This is a genomic window from Parabacteroides sp. AM08-6, from assembly GCF_003473295.1.
Taxonomy (GTDB): Bacteria; Bacteroidota; Bacteroidia; order Bacteroidales; family Tannerellaceae; genus Parabacteroides.
Genome location: NZ_QRMP01000001.1, coordinates 174,748 through 197,539 on the forward strand (window position 1 = coordinate 174,748; position 22,792 = coordinate 197,539).

The window sequence follows — 22,792 nt, forward strand, 5'->3', positions numbered from 1 at the left end:
AAACCACGATGCAAATATACGGACCTTTATTGATTTGTCAAGAGTATATGTGCTAAATAGTGTTTTGTCATATATAATAAAAGCTAATAATGCTGTTTTTTATTGATTAACCACCTTTTTCTGTGTCATCAGACTGACAATAATGATTGCCAAAATAGACAAAGGCAGCGCAAATAATATCGGATCGATTGCAAACCAGGGATATGTATCAATCAATACATCCCGCCCGAATAATGCTTTACATAAACCTACGGCACTTGCTTCCGCCTTATGCAGAAACAACATGGCAAAAAGACTTGCAAGTGCTCCTATCCATAAACTGGCTAGGGCACCTTCCTTCGTCGCTTTTTTCCAAAATAAAGAACAAAAATAGGCGGGCAGGAAAGTTGCAGCACATATACCCATAAACAAAGCGGTTCCACGCGCTATGATACCGGCACTGAGCGTATAGCAAATGATGTAACTGACCAATATGGAACATAAAACACCGATACGGACTCCCATTGTCGAATTTGTATTTTTATTTCGCCCTAATTTAGTAAAGACATCTGCACCGAAAGCGGCTCCCATCGTATGGAATTGGGCACTTAGTGTAGACATACTGGCAGAAAGGATGCAAAGCATGAAAACGGCACTAAACCACTCCGGCATAGCACGGGAGATAAAAAGGGGAATGATTTTATCCATGTCTTTAATCGCCTCCGAGGCAACGACGCCTTCTGTCTTCAAAAAGAAAAGATTGGATAAAGCTCCTACATGATATATAGCTCCTACCGTGACAATTAGGAATACACATCCGATTAATACGCCGCGATTGAGCTGCTTAGTACTTTCTACCATCATAAAACGGACTACCAATTGAGGTTGTGCCAGGCAACCTATTCCGACACCCAAAATAAGAGAAGTAACCAATGTATACCATTGCGGAGAGCCTGTCACCGGCATTGCCGTCCATCCTTGATGTCCTAATTCCTTGAAACGTTCGGGAACAAGTGGAGCTATTTCCGTCAGTTTATAATTTGCTTCTATAAATCCCATATCCATTACCCGGTAAAACCAGAATAAAAGGAAAAGCATGCAGGCGAACATAATAACAGCTTGCAAAGCGTCTGTATACAATACGCCTTTAATCCCTCCCGTAATGACATATGCTGCTACTATCAATGTGAAAATCAGCAAAGCGAAGTGTAAATCGATATGAAACATCTGCTCGATAAAGACTGCGCCTCCTTTCATCACAACCGCTGCATAAAGTGGCATCCCGATGAAGATGATGGCGGCGATAAATATCTGTATGGCGCGCGAATTATAATGCAATCCCAGCAATTGCGGGAAGGTTCGCGCATTATGTTTCTCACCGAGTTTACGGGTGTTTCGTCCGAATATGATGAAAGCAATTACAACTCCCATGAACATATTCAGCAAGCATAGCCACTGGATGCCCATTCCGAAAGTGGCAGCCACGCCGCCGAAGCCGACAATAGCCGAAGCTGAAATAAAAGTTGCCCCGTATGAAAGTGCCATAATTATCGGGTTCACTTTCCGTCCGCCCAGCAGATAATCACTGGCATTTTTTGTTTGCTTATATCCTAAATACCCCAGCCACGCCAGAATAAACATATAGATGATAACGACAATTCCTAATGTAAGTGTGTTCATTTTTCTGGTTTTTGCGGGTTCGAATTATCCTTGTCTTCTTTGTTCCAGTGGGTTATACCAAACCAGATAGAATACAACAGGCAAATAAAGGCTAACAGGTAGGCAAGCCAGATTCCGGGATCGCTTATTCCGAACATATCATTTCTTTTTATAATTTTACTAAGTCACTTTCACAGATATATTCAAGACTGTTGCGACGAATTACTTCGCGTGCAGCTTCCCGGTTGTTTGTTCTCAATATTAGAATCGATTTTCCGTTTATGGAAAAACAATACATATATTCAATACTTAGTCCGGCTTTTGTGAAGCTTGATAATGTTTGGGCAAAACTTCCGGCGCAGGAATTGGTAACAATAGCCAGTACATCTGTCAGGTTTGCACTTACATTATTGCTTTTCAGTATTTTATAAGCCTTTTGAGGTTCGCTGACGATAATACGGAGAATACCGTATTCTGATGTATCGGCTACGGTTGCAGCGATGATGCGGATTTTCTCTTCAGCGAGCATTGCCAATATTTCGCTGAGCTTACCATATTTATTTTCCAAAAAGATGGAAATTTGATTGACTGTCATATTTGTTTTTGTTTATTCGTTTAATAATTAGATTAAGAGAGTTTACGCAGGTCTTTTACCCGGACAGCTTTTCCATCCTGTGTGGGTAAAGAGCCTTTTGCAACGAGTTTCAGATGCGGGGTAAGCAGCAGTTCGTCTTTCAACTGACGGGTGATTTCTTTGGTAAGACGTTGCAATACACTGTAATCGTCGGTAAAGAGGTCGCTCAATTCCACTTCAATCAGCATTTCGTCATTATTACCTACTGTTTCGATTGTAATCAGGTAATTGCTACCTAACTCCTTAAATTGCATCAGAATCTTTTCAATCTGGATAGGGAAAAGGTTGACGCCTTTCAGGATAATCATGTCGTCGCTACGTCCTTTGAAGCGGGATAGGCGTTTATGAGTACGCCCGCAAGGGCATTCACCGGGTAATACACAGGTCAAGTCGCGCGTGCGATAGCGGAACAAGGGCATTGCTTCGCGGTTGATTGTAGTCAGTACCAATTCGCCGACTTCACCCTCTTTTACCGGTTGCAAGGTCAGCGGGTCGATAATTTCTACAATGACATTGTCTTCCCAGATATGCAGTCCGTTTTGCTCTGTACATTCGAAAGCGACACCGGGACCGTTCATTTCAGACATGCCGAAACAGTTGTAAGCTTTTATTCCCATTAATTGTTCGATGCGCTGGCGTTGTTCTTCCGAATGAGGTTCGGCTCCGATACAGAAGGTATGTAGTTTTGTATCTCTGCGCGGGTCAATTCCCATTTCATACATCACTTCTGCCAGGCGGGTAGCGTAGCTGGGTATGATATGCAGGCAAGTTGTACCGAAATCCTGGATAAACTTAATCTGACGTTTCGTGTTACCGGCAGCAGCAGGAACAGTCAAGCAGCCCAATTTCTCGGCTCCATATTGGAAACCAAGTCCTCCGGTAAACATTCCATAACCGGATGTATTCTGGAATACGTCTGTATCGCGGATACCAACCATATACATACAACGTGCCACTTGGTTTGCCCATTGTTCCAAATCACGGGCGGAATGCAGCACTACGGTCGGATTCCCTGTTGTGCCGCTTGAGGAATGGATACGAACGCAATCTTTGATGGGAATAGCTGCCATACCGAAAGGATAGTTGTTACGAAGGTCGTCTTTTGTCGTAAAAGGTATTTTTTGTAAATCGTCCAGCGATTGAATGCTATTGGTTGTTATTCCGTTTTCTTTGAATATTTTACTGTAAAAGGGGGAGTTTCCCGCCAGTTCAATTGTTTTTTTCAATCGTTCTAACTGTAGTTTATTCAGTCCTTCACGATTGAGGGTCTCAATATCTTTCTGCCAATATTCCATAGCTTTTCCTGTTATATTGTGTTTATTCATGAATTTAGACTGCAAATGTATCTTTTATTTTGAATAAATTAGATATATTCTGTCAAAAATGTACTATAAAGAGGAGATGTGCTTTTTTTTGTGCATCTTTGTAGCAATATACAGATGCGATATCAGTGGAGACTATACTTATACACTGCTATTTTATAGAGTCAATTATGAAATAATAGAATGATTATGAAAGGACATTATCAAACATTTTTATGCGCAGCAACAAGTCTGTTGATTGCCTGCGGTAGCGGTAAACATCCCCATGCTGCTGTCGAACCTTCCCTGAAAGGGGCGATTGGGGATAAATTCCTGATAGGAACTGCTCTTAGTGTCGGGCAAACGGCCGGACGTGATAGTTGTGCTTTGCTGCAAGTCAAGCGCCATTTTAACGCTATTGTTGCCGAAAATTGTATGAAATCGGAAGTGATACACCCTGAAGAGGGGCGTTTCAACTTTACGGATGCAGATCGGTTACTCCGCTTCGGTGAAGAAAACGGGATGGTCGTTACCGGACATTGTCTTATCTGGCATTCACAGCTCTCATCTTGGTTTTGCGTCGACGAAAAAGGGGGAAAAGTATCTCCCGAAGTCTTGAAAGAACGTATGAAGAATCATATCAGTACCATTGTTGGGCGTTATAAAGGGCGCATCAAAGGCTGGGATGTTGTAAACGAAGCCATCGAGTCGGACGGTTCATGGCGTAAAACTCCTTTTTATGAAATTCTGGGTGAGGAATACTTGCTTCTCGCTTTCCAATATGCTCATGAAGCAGATCCTGATGCCGAACTCTATTATAATGATTTTAGCATGGACGGAAAAGCCAAACGCGATAAAGTTGTCGAACTTGTAAAGATGCTGAAAGAACATGGTCTGCGCATCGATGCTGTGGGGATGCAGGGGCATATGGGATTGAACTATCCCAAGATAGAAGATTTTGAAGCCAGCATTCTTGCCTTTAGCCGTGCCGGAGTGAAAGTGATGATTACAGAGTGGGATATGAGTGCTTTGCCGGATGTTTATACCGGAGCTAATATCGCAAATACCGTAGCCTACAAAAATTCCCTGAACCCTTATCCCGAAGGCTTGCCTGATTCCGTATCGCAGGTGTGGAACAACCGTATGAAGGAGTTTTTCAACCTTTTCCTGAAGCATTCCGATGTCATTACTCGCGTAACGGCTTGGGGAGTGTCGGATGGTAATTCCTGGAAGAATAATTTCCCTGTGCGTGGACGTGTGGATTATCCGTTGCTCTTCGACCGCAACTGCCGTCCGAAGCCGTTTGTGGAAGAATTGATAGAAAACGGGATTTAAAGTAAAAGCTTCATAAAAAGTTTATTCGTATCTTATGATAACCGGGCAGAGTGAAAAGGCTTTCGTTTTTGTCCGGCAGGTTGCCGGAACTTGCTGTTTTTGTTATCTTTGATGTCTTTTATATTATTAGAATGGAAACGGATAAAAGGAAAAAAGATATTGTGGCAGTGACGTTAGTCGGATCTTTTGCCAATTTTTTATTGTTGGTATTCAAGTTTCTGGCCGGTATTTTAGGACATAGTGCTGCTATGATTGCGGATGCCGTGCACTCTCTTTCCGATTTTGTCACGGATATGATTGTCTTGTTGTTTATCAATATCTCTTCCAAACCGAAAGATGAAAGTCATGATTACGGGCATGGCAAATACGAAACTCTGGCCACTTCCATTATTGGGATAGCTTTACTTTGTGTCGGTATCGGGCTGTTCTGGGAAGGCATTCATAAGATAATCGATTTTTATTTTAAAGGCGAGCAACTGGAAGCTCCCGGAAACATTGCTCTTATTGCTGCAATCTTTTCAATTATTGTGAAGGAAATCCTGTACCGGTATACGCTCTGTATCGGTAGGCGGAATAACAGTCAGGCTGTTATTGCAAATGCCTGGCACCACCGTTCCGATGCTTTTTCGTCGATAGGGACTACGATAGGTATCGGAGGTGCTATTTTGTTGGGAGATAATTGGCGGGTTCTGGATCCGATAGCGGCGGTGATTGTCAGTCTTTTGATTGTTAAAGTGGCTTTCCAGCTTATACTTCCGGCTATCAATGATTTGCTGGAAAAGTCGTTGCCTAAAGAAGTGGAGGATGAGATTTTATCGCTTATATGCGAAACTCCCGAAGTAAAGAATCCGCATAATTTATATACACGCCGTATTGGTAACGATTTTGCCATAGAAGTGCATATCCGGGTCGACGGCCGGACAACAGTTGACCGGGCACATGAATTGACACGTGAAATAGAGAATAAACTGCGTGCTAAATTCGGACAGGCTACTCATATATCATTGCATGTTGAACCGATAAAGAATAAAGATGATAAATAGAAAGGTGGAGTTGTTTCGCGGAGATATTTTTTATTTCACTTCTTCTCCGCTGGAAGATATACATGCTTATCGTTATATCCCGGATGGTGTATTGGCTGTGTCGGAAGGAAAAATATTGGCTACCGGTTCATTCGTGGAGATGAAGAAATGTTTTTCCGATGCCAGTGTGACCGATTTTTCCGGCAAATTGCTGATGCCGGGTTTTATAGACGCTCATATTCATTACCCGCAGTCTGAAATTATCGGGATGTATGGCCGGCAATTGCTGGATTGGCTTCATGAATATACGTTTCCGGCCGAGACCATGTTCTCTTCTCCCGAACACGCCGATTATATTGCCGATTTTTTTGTAAACGAGTTATTCAGGAATGGAACGACTACCTGCATGGCTTACGCGACTGTTCATCCTGAATCCGTAAATGCCTTGTTCACAGCAGCCTCGCAGTATAATATGTGTATGCTTACGGGAAAAATGCTGATGGATAGGAATGCTCCGGAGCAATTGACGGATACGGTGGAGCGGGGTGGAACTGAAAGTCGTACGCTTATCGAGGCTTGGCATAACAAAGGACGCAACCGGTATGTAATAACACCCCGTTTTGCAATTTCATGCACAGATAAACAATTGTCGGAAGCGGGACGTCTTCACCGGGACTATCCGGATACTTATATTCAGACACATCTTTCCGAAAATAAAAGTGAGATTGACCAAACACTTTCCTTATATCCCGATTGTAGCGATTATCTGGAAGTGTACGAACGTGCCGGTCTGGTAACGGAACGGACCGTTTTCGGGCATTGCATTCACTTGTCGGAAGCTGAATCCCATAGGTTGGCTTCGGCAGGTGCGGCAATAGCGCATTGCCCGACATCCAATTTGTTTTTAGGAAGCGGGTTGTTCAATATGCGGGAAGCCAATCGTTTGGGCCTGCAAACGACATTGGCGACCGACGTTGCAGGTGGAACCTCCTTTTCGATGTTACGAACAATGGGAGAGGCTTATAAGGTTCAGCAATTGAATGCTTATCCGATGTCGCCATTCGAGTCTTTATATAAATGTACGTTGGGTTCGGCAAGAGTACTAAAGCTGGAAGATGAAATCGGTAGCTTTAAAGAAGGTTGTTATGCTGATTTTATAGTGGTGGAAGATGCCGTAACTCCTTCACAACAAATACGTAAAGATTGTTTGCAACGTACAGGCAAATGGGATTTGGAGAACCGGATTTTCGGTTTGCAAATACTGGGAGACGACCGGAATATAGCTGCCACCTATATTGAAGGCAAGGCTGTTAAATTTAAATTCATAACGAGGGAATAGGATTTGGCTGCCATCCTTTTTGAAAATAGTTGCCATCTTATTTTGTTTTCGACGCCGTCAAAAACATTCGCGACGGCGTCGAAAATATTCACGACGGCGTCAAAAACATTTATGACGGCGTCGAAAACAAAATAGTACGTAGTCAATTTCAAACTTCCTTGTGTGTGATTTTCAAACTTGCCGTATTGTTTTTAGAATACCTGCATTGCGTTTTTAACAGTAGTCACGCCGATTAACCGGTCGTAACGGGTTCCCATCGGGCGATAGTATACATATATATTATATTCATTTTGTGTTTGGTAGAAATTACCCTCTATCGGTCCGGTTTCCCCGACCGTCGAACCTGTAGGAACGAAAAGATATTGGTAATTGTAGCTTCCTTGTTTTAACAGCACTGCTTTTTCGTATTGATTTGTTTCAGGGTTGTATGCCATTTTACTATTATCGTCCAATACATTATTAAACAGTTCACCGTTCAGGTAGACATTTCCTCCGGGCAATTCGTCGCAGGCAAGCGTAAAATGTACAATGTAATAATCAGCTTCCGTATCCGGGTCGTTACAATTACTGCAACGGATAAAGAAACGTCCGTCCTGATCCTGGTCGTATTGATAATTCTGGTCGGCGCGCTTATAATCGGTCATCAACTCCACATTATAGAATGGGTTATGGAATGAAATGTTTTCAACATGCATCCCGTTGTATTTGTTGCTCAGGAACTCCATCCTGCGATATTCGTTTCCTGCGGGAAAAATCAAATTCCGGTTGTTTGTGTATGAAATTTGATTTTCCAGAATACTCATCGGTTGGAGTCCTGTGACGGCATTGTCGCGGCGATTATCCTGATAAACGAATATTTTGAGGTCTGTCTGCGGGTAAGTGATTGGGAAATTGCGGGTGTTGATACTGAAACTGACTTGCTGGTGACTTTGGTTTGTATCGATATCCGTATTTCCGCTGACGGATGCAGAGATATTGACAAGTGGTTCTACAACGGAAAAACAAGCCGTGAAAATTATTTGGTCTGGATTGTCATCCTTATAGACCTGTACGGCATAATTCCCCGAAATCTTAAATTGAATATCTTCATTGGGAAGCAACAAACTGTAGTTTGAATATTGGGTGGTCGTTCCGAGGGAATTGGCAAAATCGTCGATAGTCATTCCCTGGAAACCGTTAATATACTCGATAGGAGCAAGTTGAGACTGTGTCCAGTCGCTGTTACAGTGTATGATATTATAGGCATACCGGGTGTATCCGCTACCTAAACCGTCGAAGTTTATTTCAATCCTGTCATCACCGCCCAGTGCGATGTAAGGTTCGGATATCATTTCACCGGCCACTTTCACCTGAAGGGTTTTAATTTGTTTGCTATTGACATTGGTAAAATACTTCACCTGTGCGTTCATCCCGATAGAAAGGACAAAAAGCAGCAAAAACAGTAAGTAATACATTCTCTTTTTCATATTTATTTCTTTGTCGATGCAAAATTATGGAATTATTTCTCTAATTATTTACTCATCCCTGCTTTAAAGCATAAAAAAATGCTTACTTTTGCGGGAAAATTACATATAAACAATTTTAGTTGTATCATGGCAAATGTGATTAAGATTAAAAAGGGTTTAGACATTAATCTGAAGGGCAAAGCTTCGGACGTACTGTTAAACGGGGGGAAAAGCGACAGTTACGCTATCGTTCCCGATTATTATAACGGTATTGTACCTAAAGTTGTTGTCAAAGTAGGAGAAAAAGTCAAAGCCGGTTCTACATTGATGATTGATAAGAACCGCCCGGAAATCAAGTTTGTTTCGCCTGTAAGTGGTGAAGTAACTGCCGTAAACCGAGGAGAGAAGCGTAAAGTGCTTAGCATTGTTGTGAAGCCGGATGCGCAAATCGAATACGAAGATTTCGGTAAGAAGAATGTGTCGTCTCTGAAAGGAGAGGAGATAAAAGACGCTATCCTGAATGCAGGTTTATGGCCTTTTATCAAACAACGTCCGTATGACATCGTGGCTACGCCAACCGATTCACCGCGTGATATATTTGTTTCCGCATTCTATTCGGCACCGCTTGCACCGGATTTCGATTTTATCCTGAAAGGTCAGGAGGCTGATTTTCAGACAGGATTGGACGCACTCGCAAAGCTTACAGCCGGTAAGGTTTATGTAGGTGTGCGTAAAGGTTCTTCTGTAAATGTGAAAGGAGTTGAAACTGTGGAAGTGGAAGGCCCGCATCCGGCAGGAAATGTCGGAGTACAGATTAATCGCATTAAGCCTGTAAATAAAGGAGAAGTTGTTTGGGTAGTAAATCCCGCAGATGTGATTATTATCGGACGTTTGTTCAATAAAGGAATAGCTGATTTCAGCCGCCTGGTTGTGCTGACCGGTTCCGAAACAACGGAGAGAGGATATATCAAGGCTATTTCCGGTTGTACAATCAACAGTCTGGTTGCCGGAAAAATTCTGGAAGGTAAAGAAGATATCCGCATCATCAGCGGTAATGTGTTGACCGGTACGAAAGTAAAGAAAGACGATTATCTGGGTGCTTATGATAACCAGATAACAGTGATACCGGAAGGTGACGAAACGTACGATTTTTTCGGTTGGGCGACTCCCGGATTCGGAAAATACAGCGTAAGTCATTCATTCCCGACTTGGTTGATGGGGAAGAATAAAGAATATACAATCGATGCCCGTATCAAAGGTGGTAAACGTGCCATGATTATGTCCAACGAATATGAGAGTGTGTTCCCGATGGATATTATGCCGGAGTATTTGTTGAAAGCTATAATAGCATTCGATATCGATAAGATGGAAAATCTGGGTATTTACGAAGTGGCACCTGAAGATTTTGCTCTTTGCGAATTTGTCGACACATCCAAAATAGAAGTTCAGAAGATTGTTCGTAACGGACTGGATTTGTTATACAAGGAAATGAATTAATAACATTAAAAACTTAGAATACATTGAAAGCGTTAAGGAATTACCTCGACAAGATTAAGCCTAACTTTGAGGAGGGCGGAAAGCTGGCGATGTTCCGTTCTGTTTTTGAGGGTTTCGAAACATTCTTATTTGTTCCGAACACAACTTCAAAATCAGGCGTGCATATTCATGATTGCATTGATTCAAAGCGTACGATGACGGTGGTCATTCTTGCTTTGTTGCCTGCTTTGCTTTTTGGTATGTATAATGTCGGTTATCAGCACAACCTGGCGGTAGGAACTGATCCGGGATTTTGCATGACTTTTATTTTTGGTTTTCTGGCTGTATTGCCTAAAATCATTGTTTCGTATGTGGTGGGTCTGGGTATCGAGTTTATGGTTGCCCAGTGGAAGAAGGAAGAAATTCAGGAAGGTTTTCTGGTTTCCGGTATTCTGATACCGATGATTGTACCTGTGGATACTCCACTGTGGATGATTGCCGTGGCTACCGCATTCGCTGTTATTTTTGCGAAAGAAGTATTTGGTGGTACAGGTTATAATATATTTAATGTAGCATTGGTGACTCGTGCATTTTTGTTCTTTGCCTATCCGGCTGCGATGTCCGGCGACCAAGTTTTCGTTCGGACAGCTGATACGTTCGGTATCGGTGGCGGACAGGTAGTTGACGGTTTCTCCGGAGCTACTCCGCTGGGACAGATTGCGATTGCAGGAAAAGAATTGATTGATTCTTTTCAGGCAGTGGATGTCTTGGGTAAACCGATTTCCACATGGGATATGTTTGTGGGTCTGATACCGGGTTCTATCGGTGAAACGTCTGTTCTGGCTATCCTGATTGGTGCGGTTATCTTGCTTTTCACACGTATTGCAAGTTGGAAGACGATGTTTTCCGTTTTTGTGGGTGGTGCAGTAATGTCGCTTATTTTTAATCTGATTGGTACTACTGTTTCTATGTGTGTTTCTCCGTTGGATCAGTTGTTCCTGGGTGGTTTCGCATTCGGAGCTGTGTTTATGGCTACCGACCCTGTTACTTCTGCCCGTACGGAAACAGGTAAATATATTTATGGTTTCTTGGTAGGTGCCATGGCTATTATCATTCGTGCATTGAACCCCGGTTATCCCGAAGGCATGATGCTCGCTATCCTGCTGATGAATGTATTTGCTCCGCTGATTGACTATTATGTAGTGGAAGCTAACATCAACCGCAGATTGAAACGTGTAATCAAATAAAGTAAGAAGGAGTATGGCAAAATATAAATGTAAAGTATGTGGATATATCCACGAAGGAAATAAGGCTCCGGATGTTTGTCCTATATGCGCGGCTCCCGCTTCGGATTTTGAAGAAGTAAAAGAGGAGACTGCCGACGGCAAGAAAAAAGGATTGGATAGGGATAGCAATGTCTATACTGTCGTTTACGCTTCTGTAATGGTTGTACTTGTTGCCGTTGTGTTGGCATTTACCTCACAATCGCTGAGAACTTTCCAGCAGAAGAATGAGGAAAACGACAAGAGACAACAGATTTTGCGGTCAATTAATGTCAATGTTTCCGCCAATGAGGCTGAAGCTAAGTATAATGAATTGATTAAAGAAGCATTTCTGGTTAATCAAAACGGAGAAAAAGTAGAAGGCGATGCTTTTGCCGCCGATGTGGTAAAAGCTGCTTCTGAACATGAATATCCGGTTTTTGTTGCAAATATCGACGGTCAGAAAAAATATATCATGGCTTTGCACGGTGCCGGCCTATGGGGACCGTTGTGGGGATATATTTCGGTTGATAGTGATAAAAATACAGTTTATGGTGCAGATTTCAGTCATCAGGGTGAAACTCCGGGACTGGGTGCGGAAATTGCAAAACCTGCTTTCAGTGGCGAATTTAAAGGTAAGAAGCTGTTTATGGATGGTACATTCAAATCTATAGCAGTGGTAAAACCTGGTAAAAGCGTTGCGGGTCAGGATTATGTTGACGGCATTTCCGGTGGTACAATCACAAGTAAGGGTGTCGATGCGATGCTGTTCGACAGTTTGAGTGGTTATGTTAAATTTTTAACCTCACAAAATTAAGTAGAAAATGGGATTATTATCGAATAAGAATAAAGAAGTTCTGTTAGGCCCGCTTAGTGCAAACAACCCTGTTGTCGTTCAGATGCTGGGTATCTGCTCTGCGTTGGCTGTAACATCGAAACTGGAGCCGGCTATCGTAATGGGTATTTCGGTGACGGCTGTTGTGGCTTTTGCCAATGTGATTATTTCATTAATCCGTAACACAATTCCTAACCGTATCCGTATTATCGTACAGTTGGTGGTTGTTGCTGCGTTGGTAACGATTGTTAGTGAAGTGCTGAAGGCTTTTGCTTATGATGTAAACAAACAACTTTCTGTGTTTGTGGGGCTGATTATTACCAACTGTATCCTGATGGGACGTTTGGAAGCGTTTGCTTTAGGTAACGGACCGTGGGAATCATTTCTTGATGGAATTGGCAACGGTCTGGGATATGCATTGATTCTGATAATTGTCGGTTTCTTCCGCGAATTGCTGGGTTCCGGTACATTACTGGGCTTTCAGGTTATTCCGCAGGCACTCTATGACTTCGGTTATGTAAACAACGGCTTAATGATTTTGCCTCCGATGGCATTGATTGTTATTGCTGTTATTATATGGGTTCATCGCGCAAGAAACAAAGAACTTCAGGAAAATTAATGCTAAACGATTAAATTAATAATAGAATGGAACAATTATTAAGCACATTCGTCCGCTCGATTTTTGTAGACAACATGATTTTCGCATACTATTTGGGTATGTGTTCGTTTGTGGCTGTTTCCAAGAATGTGAAGACTGCTTTAGGATTAGGTATGGCAGTGACATTCGTACTTGTTTGTACATTGCCGATTAATTATATGCTTGAAAACTATGTATTGAAAGAAGGCGCATTGAGCTGGTTAGGGCCGGATTTTGCAAATGTAAATCTGAGTTTCCTTGCATTCATCATCTTTATTGCCGTGATTGCTTCTTTTGTGCAGCTGGTTGAAATGGTTGTCGAGAAATTTTCTCCTTCCCTGTATGCTTCCTTGGGTATCTTTTTGCCGCTAATCGCTGTAAACTGTGCAATCCTGGGTGGTTCTTTATTTATGCAACAGAAGGCATTCCCGAATGTCGGAGTTGCAACTGTATATGGCTTAGGTTCTGGTATCGGATGGTTGCTGGCTATCGTTGGGATGGCTGCTATTCGTGAGAAACTGGCATATTCGGATGTTCCCAAACCTTTGAAAGGCCTTGGTATTACTTTTATTATCACAGGTTTGATGGGTATGGCATTCATGTGCTTCTCAGGTCTTAAGATTTAAGTATTAACGCATTAAATAATAGATAAAGATGATTTTATTAATGTCGGGCGGGCTTACAATCGCAGCCAGTGCAGTTGTTTTCCTGGTGATAACACTGATTCTTGTTGCTGCACTTTTGTTCGCTAAAGCAAAATTGGTACCATCCGGGAATGTGAAACTGGAGGTCAATGGGGAAAAAGATATTGAAACTCCGATAGGAGGAACACTGCTGGGTGCTTTGCAGAGTGGTGGTATTTTCTTGTCATCTGCCTGTGGCGGCGGTGGTAAATGTGGCCAGTGCCGCGCCCAGGTAATTGAAGGTGGAGGAGAAATTTTACCGACTGAAAAGGGCTTTTTCTCTCGTAAACAGATAAAAGAACATTGGCGTCTGGCATGTCAATGTAAAGTGAAAGAAGATATGGTCGTCCAGGTTCCGGACGAAGTATTCGGCGTAAAGGAATGGGAATGCGAAGTAATCAGCAATAAGAACGTGGCTACTTTCATCAAAGAGTTTATCGTGGCATTGCCTAAGGGTGAACACATGGACTTCCTGCCGGGTTCTTATGCCCAAATCAAAATTCCTGCATACTCCATGGATTATGACAAAGATATAGATAAGAGCCTGATTGGTGATGAATATCTGCCGGCTTGGAAAAACTTCGGTCTGTTCACGCTGAAATGCAAGAACGACGAACCGACAATCCGTGCTTATTCAATGGCTAATTATCCGGCTGAAGGTGACCGTATTATGTTGACTGTGCGTATTGCCACTCCACCGTTTAAGCCGAAACCAGAAGTCGGCTTCCAGGATGTAATGCCGGGTATCGCTTCTTCTTATATCTTTACGTTAAAACCGGGTGATAAGGTCACGATGAGCGGTCCTTATGGTGATTTCCATCCTATTTTCGACTCTAAGAGAGAAATGATGTGGGTTGGTGGTGGTGCCGGTATGGCTCCGTTGCGTGCTCAGATTATGCACATGACGAAGACTTTAAAGACTACCGACCGTAAAATGTCTTATTTCTATGGTGCACGTGCCCTGAATGAAGTATTCTATCTGGAAGATTTCCTGGAAATAGAAAAGGAATTCCCGAATTTCACTTTCCATTTGGCTCTTGACCGTCCTGATCCTGTCGCAGATGCAGCAGGTGTTAAATATACGGCAGGTTTCGTTCACCAAGTAATTTACGATACCTATCTGAAGGATCATGAAGCTCCGGAAGATATAGAATATTACATGTGTGGTCCGGGCCCGATGTCGAAAGCGGTAGAAGTGATGCTTGACAATCTGGGTGTACCACGTGAAATGTTGCATTTTGACGATTTTGGTGCTTAAAAAATACCGAAAACTGAATATTTGAAAAAGACAGAAAGAAAATTTATTTTCTTTCTGTCTTTTTTTTGTTTTTGAAAATATATTGTGTATGAGCGTGTTATGTCGTCGAAGTAGATGAAATAGAAGCGAATGAAAAAGAATTTCAAACAAAATGCATTTATTTTGTAATAACGTGCAGCGTTTTCCGTTTTAATAACATCTTAGTTAATATAAGATATTTAAAAAGCAAGAAAATGAAAGCGTTGATATTATCTTTTTTCGCAGTTATACTAACTTATTCTCTGTTTTTTGATGAGAAGAAGGAGACTGAGCAGCCTGTAATTAAGGATAGTAATTCCGTGTACGTAAATAAGCCTGTTAATATGCAGGTTGTGGATTCTGTTTTTGTATATAAGAATAATACTGCATTTGTTTATTGATTTTTACTAAAAAGTATTTGTTTATTAGAAAAAAAGTGTTATGTTTGTTGCCGTATTCTTTTTAACATACGGATATGCAAGATTTTAAATCTACTCAATATACAACATTCCAACTTTGGATAAGGTTAGCAATCATGCTGATGCAGGTTTGCTTTTTTCATTTTTCTAATCTATCGGAAGTTGCTTCACGGAAAGTTTTTGCGGGGAAACTATGTGGAGCAGTTGCTAAAGGTGTGAATGTTTTGTCCTTTTCGTATTTACAATCAAATTTTCAACGCTTGCTGTTCCCGGAATTTTTTGTTCGGGTCGTCCCTGACCGGTTGGGCTGAAGAACCCTTATCTGTCGGTTAACTTGCTGAAAGATAAGGGGAGAAGGACTTCGGGGTAATTGTTGTTACGGCTTACATCAGTGAGTTGTTTGGTTTTATTGTGCAAATTTTACTTCGATTTTTCTTCCAGCATATTATAATCAGGTATTTCTTTTAAAAAGGTATAGGTTTGGTTTTCGTAATCCATTTTGCAGCAAAAATGAGTAATACCGTTGCTAACGGTAAGGTAATTGACGTGCAGAACCATGTTATAACGTGCAATTTGGTCGAATACGGCGTTTGTAATGTGAATGTCGGGGGCTTTATACTCTACAATCATCAAAGGAGCTAAAAAGCAGTTATATGCAACCGTATCACAACGTTTGGCAGTACCGTTCAGGTTTATCAAAACTTCATTGGCTAAGAGTGCTTTTGGATAATTTTTTTGGGTCATCAAATAATTTACAAAATGTTGACGAACCCATTCTTCAGGAGTCAATGCCACGTATTTCCGGCGTACAGGGTCGAATATCGTACGTTTTCCATTTTTCTCAATCACTTTAGGAGCAAAACCTGGTAAATTTAATGGTTGCATTTAGTATATTTGTTGTTTTATTTTGCAAAAATAGACATCAAAGATAATAATTTATGAAAACAAAGCAAGAAATAGTCGAGAACTGGCTACCTCGCTATACGGAGCGAAAGCTGGAAGACTTTGATAAATATATACTGCTGACAAATTTTACTAAGTATGTGGAATTGTTTGCGGAGCATTTTAATGTCCCTGTACTTGGACTGAAAAATACGATGCCTAACGCGTCGGCACAAGGAATTACAATTATCAATTTTGGTATGGGAAGTGCAAATGCTGCTACAATCATGGATTTATTATCAGCAATTAAACCTATTTCGGTCTTATTTCTTGGAAAATGTGGTGGATTGAAAAAGGCAAATAATCTGGGTGATTATGTGATGCCGATAGCGGCCATTCGGGGTGAAGGTACATCGAATGAATATTTACCGCCTGAAGTACCGTCTCTTCCTGCTTTTTCAATGATGCGTGCAATTTCGTCTGCTATTCGTGATTGTGGAAAGGACTATTGGACCGGGACGATATATACGACGAATCGACGTGTCTGGGAATATGATAATGAATTTAAAGATTATCTCCGGCGTACTCATGCTACCGGTATTGATATGGAGACAGCAACATTGTTTACGGCGGGTTTTGCTAATAAAATACCGACTGGTGCTTTGCTGATGATTTCTGATAAACCAATGGAAGAAGATGGAATAAAAACAGAGGCAAGCGATCGTGCTGTAACAAAAAATTTTGCAGGAGAACATGTCATGTTGGGTGTTGAAGCTTTGCGTCAGATTATTGATGGAAAGAAGACGATTCGACATATTCGTTTCAGCTGGTAATTAAATCGCGAAGTATGGCTAAAAAAGAATATACATTTGAGGAAATTTGCCGGAATATAGTCGCAAAAGATTTTGCTCCGGTTTATATTTTGATGGGTGACGAGCCGTTTTTTATGGACCGGATAACGGAACTGTTGATTGAAAATGTTTTGGAAGAATCGGAACGCGATTTTAATCAAATTATCATGTATGGAGCGGATACTGATGCTGCCTCAATAATTAATGCTGCCAGAAGATTTCCGATGATGTCCAAATATCAACTGGTTGTCGTGAAAGAAGCTCAAATGATTCGTGATATAGAAGTTTTATCGGCTTATGTGAAAAAACCGTTAATCTCGACAGTCCTGGTCATAAATTATAAATATAAAAATTTAGACCGACGGAAAACATTAGCTGCTGCTACTGAAAAAAACGGTATTCTATTTGAATCAAAAAAAATACCGGATTATAAAATGCCGGGGTTTATTTCTTCATTTATGCAACAACGTTCCATTTCCATAGATAATAAAGCCGCTCAGATGCTCTCAGATTTCCTGGGAAACGATTTAAGCCGCCTGAATAAGGAATTGGATAAGTTGACTTTAATCTTGCCTGAAAACGCCCCAAAACGCGTCACTCCGGAACTGATAGAACAAAATATCGGAATTAGTAAGGAATACAATAACTTTGAGTTGATAAAAGCACTTGCAAGCAAGGATGTATTGAAGGCTAACCGTATTATACAATACTTTGAGAAGAATCCAAAAAGTAATCCCATACAGATGACCCTTCCTGTATTATTTAATTATTTTTCAAATCTTCTGATATGTTATTATACAAAGGATCGGTCTGAAACAGGACTGATGTCTGCGTTAGGATTGAGAGGTGCTTTTCAAGTTAAAGATTATTTGACCGGAATGAGAAATTACTCGGCAATGAAAGTTTTTAATTTGATTAGTGATATTCGAATGACCGATGCTCGTTCGAAAGGAGTAGATAATACATCTGTTTCGGATGCAGAACTCCTAAAGGAACTGCTTTATAAAATTTTGCATTAAAAATATGCCGGATTTTCACTAATTGGAAAAATAAAGATACTTTTTTCTAGAATGATCAAATGTCCGATGTCTGAAAAAAGGTCTTTTCTTTTTGTCAATCAGCTTGTTAAGCGCTTTTTTACCCATCTGAGAATTGAATACTTTTCTTTTTTTGTATTCCTGTCCACAAATATTACAAAAATAGAGCAGTTAGTCCTGATTTGATACAAAAATATACTGTTCTAAAAAATTCAATAAAAATAAATAGACATATTGTCAGGTTTCAACGTGCAGGTTTTTCCTGTTAAGATACTATTGTATACATAATAGGAGATATTACATATGTAAACGATTAAAATTGTTTCATTATTTATGTTTATTAAGTTACAAATGTGTCTTAATATGCTTTGTTTACAATGATAACAATTTACAATACTAAAGTGAACGTGCAAAAGAGAGTATGTAATCCTTCTTCTGATGTCTGGCATATAATTAATCATTATTCAGCAAATTAGAGTAAAATGTTAACTATTTACATTAATAATAATGGTTGCTTTTGTATACAATCTAATAAAAACGAAAGATTTGACCACTATATTATATTATTAATATACTAATAAACAATCATATAAGTTAAATTAGTGAAGTATCTCATGAACCTGTTTTTAAGCGTTATTCCACTAGTTACAAAAGTGAATGTTACGGATGTGTATCGAACAGCCACATTTGTATATGTAACTATTTATAAAAATAAATTGCACATTTGGAAAGTATTGTTTATTTTTGTGTATTCGTTTGCTGGTTACAAATTTATTTGTAAACCGACAGAATGTCAGTATTTTTGTAAACAAACTGAGGTATAGATGCAATGAAAGAGCGCATTTTAAAAATTATGGATCGAGAAGGCTTAACTCCTTCTAAATTTGCGGAATCTATAGGTATACAACGTTCGGCAATGTCACATATAATATCCGGGAGGAACAATCCGAGTCTGGATGTTCTTATTAAAATCCTGGAACGGTATACATATATAGATTCTGATTGGCTTTTATTCGGTAAAGGTGAAATGGAACGTAAACATTCCTCTACTCAGCCTGATTTGTTTACAAATACTTCGATAAATCCACCGGATGTACAAGTTGTTCCTGAATATCGCAAGGAAATGAGGGTTGAGATACCGTCTAATAGTCATGAACATCCTGTTATAGAGCAAATTACATATCCAGAAAGGTTGTCTAAGAATGTCACTAAAATAATGATTTTCTATTCTGATAATACATTTGAAACTTTTACACCTGAAAAGGGCAAGAAAGAATAGCTTACATACGTCTTATTATGTATCTTTGTATAGAATTTGAGTAATCATATTATATATGAAGAAGTACATGCTAGATATGAAGGTTACGGAAAATAGCCGCCTTCATAAAAATTATTGCTTACTAAAGTTAACATCCGAGCAAGCTTTACCGGAAATGCTTCCGGGACAGTTTGTGCAAATTCGAGTGGATAACTCCCCTACAACATTTCTCCGTCGTCCTATTTCTATTAATTATGTAGACAGGAACTCTAATGAGTTGTGGCTACTGATTCAATTAGTTGGCGATGGTACTCGCCGGATGGCTGCATATAAACCGGGTGATATTGTAAATATTTTATTACCGTTGGGGAATGGCTTTACTATTCCGGCTGATAAAAATCAAGAATTATTGTTGATTGGTGGCGGTGTCGGAACAGCACCCATGTTATATTTGGGTGCAATATTGAAAAATGCCGGTTATACACCGACTTTTCTATTGGGTGCTCGTTCAAAGGATGATGTGTTACAATTGGAACAGTTTGAACAGTTTGGAAAGGTCTATGTTACAACAGAAGACGGTTCTTTAGGTGAAAAAGGTTACGTAACTAATCATTCTATTCTAAAAAATATCCATTTTGATCAAATTTACACTTGTGGACCTAAGCCGATGATGGTTGCTGTAGCAAAGTATGCAGATTCAACATCTATTTCGTGTGAAGTATCTCTGGAAAACACAATGGCTTGTGGTATAGGCGCTTGTCTTTGTTGTGTGGAAAAGACTAAAGATGAACATCATGTATGTGTATGTACCGAAGGACCGGTTTTTAATATAAAAAAGTTATCATGGCTGAATTGAACGTAAATATAGGTAATTTGCAATTAAAGAACCCGGTAATGACAGCATCGGGTACTTTCGGATATGGAATCGAGTATTCAGATTTTATGGATATTGCTCGCTTAGGGGGGATTTTTGTAAAAGGTACGACAATTCAAGCGCGTGAAGGTAATTTATACCCTCGTATGGCAGAAACTCCCTCTGGGATGTTGAATGCTGTAGGTCTTCAAAATAAAGGAGCTCAATACTTTGTTGACCATATATATCCGGAAATAAAGGATATAGATACAAATATGATTGTAAATGTCAGCGGCTCCTCCGTCGAAACGTACGTTGAATGTGCAGAAAAGATTGCCGAACTGGATAAAATTCCGGCTATAGAATTAAATATTTCATGCCCTAATGTTAAACAAGGGGGGATGGCTTTTGGGGTGACAACTTGTGGAGCTTCGGAGGTTGTTAAGGCTGTTCGCAGGGTTTATCCCAAGACCCTTATTGTAAAACTTTCACCAAATGTAACTGATATAACAGAGATTGCCAGGGCGGTTGAAGCGGAGGGAGCGGATTCTGTTTCGCTAATCAATACAATGTTGGGAATGGCCATTGATGCAGAAAAAAGAAAACCAGTATTATCTACAATAACAGGAGGACTTTCCGGGCCTTGTGTTAAACCAGTTGCTCTTCGGATGGTATGGCAAACGTATAAAGCTGTCAAGATTCCTATAATAGGTTTAGGTGGTATTTCTAATTGGAAAGATGTGGTAGAATTTATGTTGGCCGGTGCCACTGCTATTCAAATTGGAACCTATAATTTTGTAGATCCTACTGTTAGCATAAAAGTTATAGAAGGTATAAATGACTATTGCGAACGTCATGGATTCAAGTCTGTAAAAGAATTAATAGGGGCACTTGATGTTTGAAATATGATAAATTAAAAATAAAAAGCTGGTATTATTTTTTTGGTAATACCAGCTTTTTATTTTATAATATTATCTTTCAATTTCAATTACCGCAGGACAATGATCAGAATGTACCGCTTCGTTCAAAATATATGCGTCTTTTAAAAATGGTTTTATTGACAATGATGTCATACAATAATCAATACGCCATCCTTTATTTTTTGCTCTTGAATTAAAGCGATAGCTCCACCATGTATATTCTTGTTTATCCGGATATAATAATCGGAATGAATCTATAAATCCAGCCGATAAAAACCGTGTCATCCATTCACGCTCTTCTGGCAAAAAGCCACTGTTTGTAGCATTTCTTATAGGATCATGGATATCTATTGCTTCATGACAAATATTATAGTCTCCGCATAAGATTAAATTTGGACGGGATTTTTGTAATTCAATTACATAATTCTGAAAATCTTCCAACCATTTCATTTTAAAACCTTGCCTTTCTTCACCGCTGGTTCCAGAGGGATGATAAACACTTACGATTGAAATATCGCCATAATCAGCTCTGATAAAACGCCCTTCATTATCATATATTTCCATTCCCATTCCATATTCAATGTGATCTGGAATTTTTTTAGTGAGAATAGCAACTCCGCTATATCCTTTTTTTTGAGCACTGAAAAGATAAGCTTTGTATCCCAGTTCTTCAAAAACATCTGCCGGAAACTGCTCCGGTTGCAGTTTTGTTTCCTGCAAACATAGGACATCCGGCTGAACTGTGGCAAGCCATTCGGGAAGCCCTTTTCCTACGGCAGCTCTTAATCCGTTTACATTATACGTTATGATTTTCAATTTCAGTTGATTTTTAAATTATTATATATTACAATCAAAGATACGAATCTTATCAGATATATGATTGATATTGCTGACAAATATTTTATCTTTGTTATGATTCATATTTATGAAGTCGGTTAAAAATATATATATTTGCGTATTCAGTTATAAAGAAAGAACGTTTATGTTGGAGCAAATAAATGACATATTACAGAATACGGTTATTACCCCGTATACCGCTGCCGTAAAGCTGGCTATAAGCTTCTTTTTGGGGGCAATAATAGGCATAGAACGGCAATTTAGAAGACGTGAGGCAGGGATGAGAACTTTCACTCTTATCTGTATGGGGTCGACAGCTGCCATGTTAATATCTATTTGGATTCCACAATGTTACCCCAATTTTTTGAACGGAGATCCGGGACGTATTGCAGCACAGGTCTTGACGGGGATTGGTTTTTTGGGTGCAGGAGCAATTATGCAGAGTCATGGGAGCATCCATGGTTTGACAACCGCCGCCTGTATATGGGTAATTGCTGTAATAGGGCTGGCTGTCGGAGCTGGCATGTATGTACCGGCTATGTTGGCGACTATGCTGACTTTGATAGTTTTGGTCAGTCTGGAAAGGCTTGAGAAGAGGATGTTTTTGAATGGAGTGAATAAAATATTGACAATCACATGTTCGACTGCTACACCGGATTTGAAAGCTATACGTAAAATACTGGAAGATAAAAATGTTTTTATTGTTAGCGTTTCATTTGAAACTTTGTATGAAGAGAATCGTTCTGTTATAACATATAAAGTAAATGTAAAAGCCCAATCTTCTTATATGAATTTATTTAATGATATAAGAACATTGGGCTATGTTTCACAAATCAGGCTGATGGCCTGATT

The 22,792-nt window shown here is 40.0% G+C and carries 22 protein-coding genes; 15 read left to right on the forward strand and 7 right to left on the reverse strand.

Annotated elements, in window-relative coordinates; all coding sequences use genetic code 11:
• Window positions 1-99 precede the first annotated feature (99 nt).
• From DW103_RS00650 to DW103_RS00660, 4 genes are read right to left on the reverse strand one after another with little or no spacing between them, the layout of a single operon-like run.
• Window positions 100-1,659, reverse strand: a complete 1,560-nt coding sequence (locus DW103_RS00650; protein ID WP_122273737.1) for a sodium:solute symporter — start codon at window positions 1,657-1,659, stop codon at window positions 100-102.
• Complete coding sequence (locus DW103_RS18215; RefSeq protein ID WP_199652921.1) at window positions 1,656-1,796, reverse strand: symporter small accessory protein; 141 nt, start codon at window positions 1,794-1,796, stop codon at window positions 1,656-1,658. The genes DW103_RS00650 and DW103_RS18215 overlap by 4 nt, the downstream gene beginning before the upstream one ends.
• A gap of 11 nt (window positions 1,797-1,807) precedes the next feature.
• Window positions 1,808-2,233, reverse strand: coding sequence for an acetolactate synthase (locus DW103_RS00655; protein WP_122273738.1), 426 nt, complete (start codon window positions 2,231-2,233; stop codon window positions 1,808-1,810).
• A gap of 32 nt (window positions 2,234-2,265) precedes the next feature.
• Window positions 2,266-3,567: a phenylacetate--CoA ligase family protein gene (locus DW103_RS00660; RefSeq protein ID WP_122273949.1), complete on the reverse strand. Its 1,302-nt coding sequence runs from the start codon at window positions 3,565-3,567 to the stop codon at window positions 2,266-2,268.
• A gap of 216 nt (window positions 3,568-3,783) precedes the next feature.
• Here DW103_RS00660 and DW103_RS00665 point away from each other — a divergent pair, with 216 nt between their 5' ends.
• The 3 genes from DW103_RS00665 to guaD all read left to right on the forward strand — a co-directional run bounded on the left by DW103_RS00665 (window position 3,784) and on the right by guaD (window position 7,269).
• Window positions 3,784-4,908 carry an endo-1,4-beta-xylanase gene (locus tag DW103_RS00665; RefSeq protein WP_122273950.1) on the forward strand — a complete coding sequence of 375 codons (1,125 nt, stop codon included), beginning with the start codon at window positions 3,784-3,786 and terminating at the stop codon, window positions 4,906-4,908.
• 131 nt (window positions 4,909-5,039) lie between these two features.
• The gene (locus DW103_RS00670) at window positions 5,040-5,951 is read left to right on the forward strand and encodes a cation diffusion facilitator family transporter (protein ID WP_122273739.1); all 912 of its coding nucleotides are present in this window, start codon (window positions 5,040-5,042) and stop codon (window positions 5,949-5,951) included.
• A complete protein-coding gene (guaD, locus tag DW103_RS00675; RefSeq protein ID WP_370453445.1) occupies window positions 5,944-7,269 on the forward strand; it encodes a guanine deaminase in 1,326 nt (441 codons plus the stop codon). Before DW103_RS00670 ends, guaD begins: the two co-directional genes overlap by 8 nt.
• A gap of 191 nt (window positions 7,270-7,460) precedes the next feature.
• On the opposite strand, the gene DW103_RS00680 is transcribed toward guaD, so the two are convergent.
• A complete protein-coding gene (locus DW103_RS00680; protein ID WP_122273741.1) occupies window positions 7,461-8,735 on the reverse strand; it encodes a DUF5103 domain-containing protein in 1,275 nt (424 codons plus the stop codon).
• A gap of 126 nt (window positions 8,736-8,861) precedes the next feature.
• Here DW103_RS00680 and DW103_RS00685 point away from each other — a divergent pair, with 126 nt between their 5' ends.
• Genes DW103_RS00685 through nqrF form a run of 6 tightly spaced genes read left to right on the forward strand, consistent with a single transcriptional unit; the run spans window position 8,862 to window position 14,865 of the window.
• Complete coding sequence (locus DW103_RS00685; protein ID WP_122273742.1) at window positions 8,862-10,211, forward strand: Na(+)-translocating NADH-quinone reductase subunit A; 1,350 nt, start codon at window positions 8,862-8,864, stop codon at window positions 10,209-10,211.
• Between the two features lie 23 nt (window positions 10,212-10,234).
• Window positions 10,235-11,437, forward strand: coding sequence for an NADH:ubiquinone reductase (Na(+)-transporting) subunit B (locus tag DW103_RS00690; protein ID WP_122273743.1), 1,203 nt, complete (start codon window positions 10,235-10,237; stop codon window positions 11,435-11,437).
• Between the two features lie 13 nt (window positions 11,438-11,450).
• Window positions 11,451-12,269 (forward strand): NADH:ubiquinone reductase (Na(+)-transporting) subunit C, encoded by an 819-nt coding sequence (nqrC, locus tag DW103_RS00695; RefSeq protein ID WP_122273744.1) that lies wholly within the window; start codon window positions 11,451-11,453, stop codon window positions 12,267-12,269.
• A 7-nt stretch (window positions 12,270-12,276) separates the two neighbouring features.
• On the forward strand, window positions 12,277-12,906 hold the full coding sequence (locus DW103_RS00700) for an NADH:ubiquinone reductase (Na(+)-transporting) subunit D (RefSeq protein WP_122273745.1): 630 nt from the start codon (window positions 12,277-12,279) through the stop codon (window positions 12,904-12,906).
• A gap of 26 nt (window positions 12,907-12,932) precedes the next feature.
• Window positions 12,933-13,550 carry an NADH:ubiquinone reductase (Na(+)-transporting) subunit E gene (gene nqrE / locus DW103_RS00705; protein ID WP_122273746.1) on the forward strand — a complete coding sequence of 206 codons (618 nt, stop codon included), beginning with the start codon at window positions 12,933-12,935 and terminating at the stop codon, window positions 13,548-13,550.
• Between the two features lie 28 nt (window positions 13,551-13,578).
• Entirely contained in the window at window positions 13,579-14,865 is a 1,287-nt protein-coding gene (nqrF, locus tag DW103_RS00710) for an NADH:ubiquinone reductase (Na(+)-transporting) subunit F (protein WP_122273747.1), read from the forward strand.
• A gap of 857 nt (window positions 14,866-15,722) precedes the next feature.
• Here the strand turns inward: nqrF and DW103_RS00725 are convergent.
• A complete protein-coding gene (locus DW103_RS00725) occupies window positions 15,723-16,187 on the reverse strand; it encodes a type I restriction enzyme HsdR N-terminal domain-containing protein (protein WP_122273750.1) in 465 nt (154 codons plus the stop codon).
• A gap of 53 nt (window positions 16,188-16,240) precedes the next feature.
• Between DW103_RS00725 and DW103_RS00730 the strand changes: the two genes are divergently transcribed.
• From DW103_RS00730 to DW103_RS00750, 5 genes are all read left to right on the forward strand, one after another.
• Window positions 16,241-17,017, forward strand: coding sequence for an AMP nucleosidase (locus DW103_RS00730; protein WP_122273751.1), 777 nt, complete (start codon window positions 16,241-16,243; stop codon window positions 17,015-17,017).
• A gap of 14 nt (window positions 17,018-17,031) precedes the next feature.
• Window positions 17,032-18,054 carry a DNA polymerase III subunit delta gene (holA, locus tag DW103_RS00735; protein ID WP_122273752.1) on the forward strand — a complete coding sequence of 341 codons (1,023 nt, stop codon included), beginning with the start codon at window positions 17,032-17,034 and terminating at the stop codon, window positions 18,052-18,054.
• Between the two features lie 847 nt (window positions 18,055-18,901).
• On the forward strand, window positions 18,902-19,351 hold the full coding sequence (locus DW103_RS00740; protein WP_122273753.1) for a helix-turn-helix transcriptional regulator: 450 nt from the start codon (window positions 18,902-18,904) through the stop codon (window positions 19,349-19,351).
• 55 nt (window positions 19,352-19,406) lie between these two features.
• Window positions 19,407-20,186 (forward strand): dihydroorotate dehydrogenase electron transfer subunit, encoded by a 780-nt coding sequence (locus DW103_RS00745; RefSeq protein ID WP_122273754.1) that lies wholly within the window; start codon window positions 19,407-19,409, stop codon window positions 20,184-20,186.
• Window positions 20,174-21,085 (forward strand): dihydroorotate dehydrogenase, encoded by a 912-nt coding sequence (locus tag DW103_RS00750; RefSeq protein ID WP_122273755.1) that lies wholly within the window; start codon window positions 20,174-20,176, stop codon window positions 21,083-21,085. The genes DW103_RS00745 and DW103_RS00750 overlap by 13 nt, the downstream gene beginning before the upstream one ends.
• Window positions 21,086-21,154: 69 nt before the next feature.
• On the opposite strand, the gene DW103_RS00755 is transcribed toward DW103_RS00750, so the two are convergent.
• Window positions 21,155-21,919 (reverse strand): exodeoxyribonuclease III, encoded by a 765-nt coding sequence (locus DW103_RS00755; RefSeq protein WP_122273756.1) that lies wholly within the window; start codon window positions 21,917-21,919, stop codon window positions 21,155-21,157.
• Between the two features lie 166 nt (window positions 21,920-22,085).
• Between DW103_RS00755 and DW103_RS00760 the strand changes: the two genes are divergently transcribed.
• Window positions 22,086-22,790 carry an MgtC/SapB family protein gene (locus DW103_RS00760; protein WP_122273951.1) on the forward strand — a complete coding sequence of 235 codons (705 nt, stop codon included), beginning with the start codon at window positions 22,086-22,088 and terminating at the stop codon, window positions 22,788-22,790.
• Window positions 22,791-22,792: the final 2 nt, after the last annotated feature.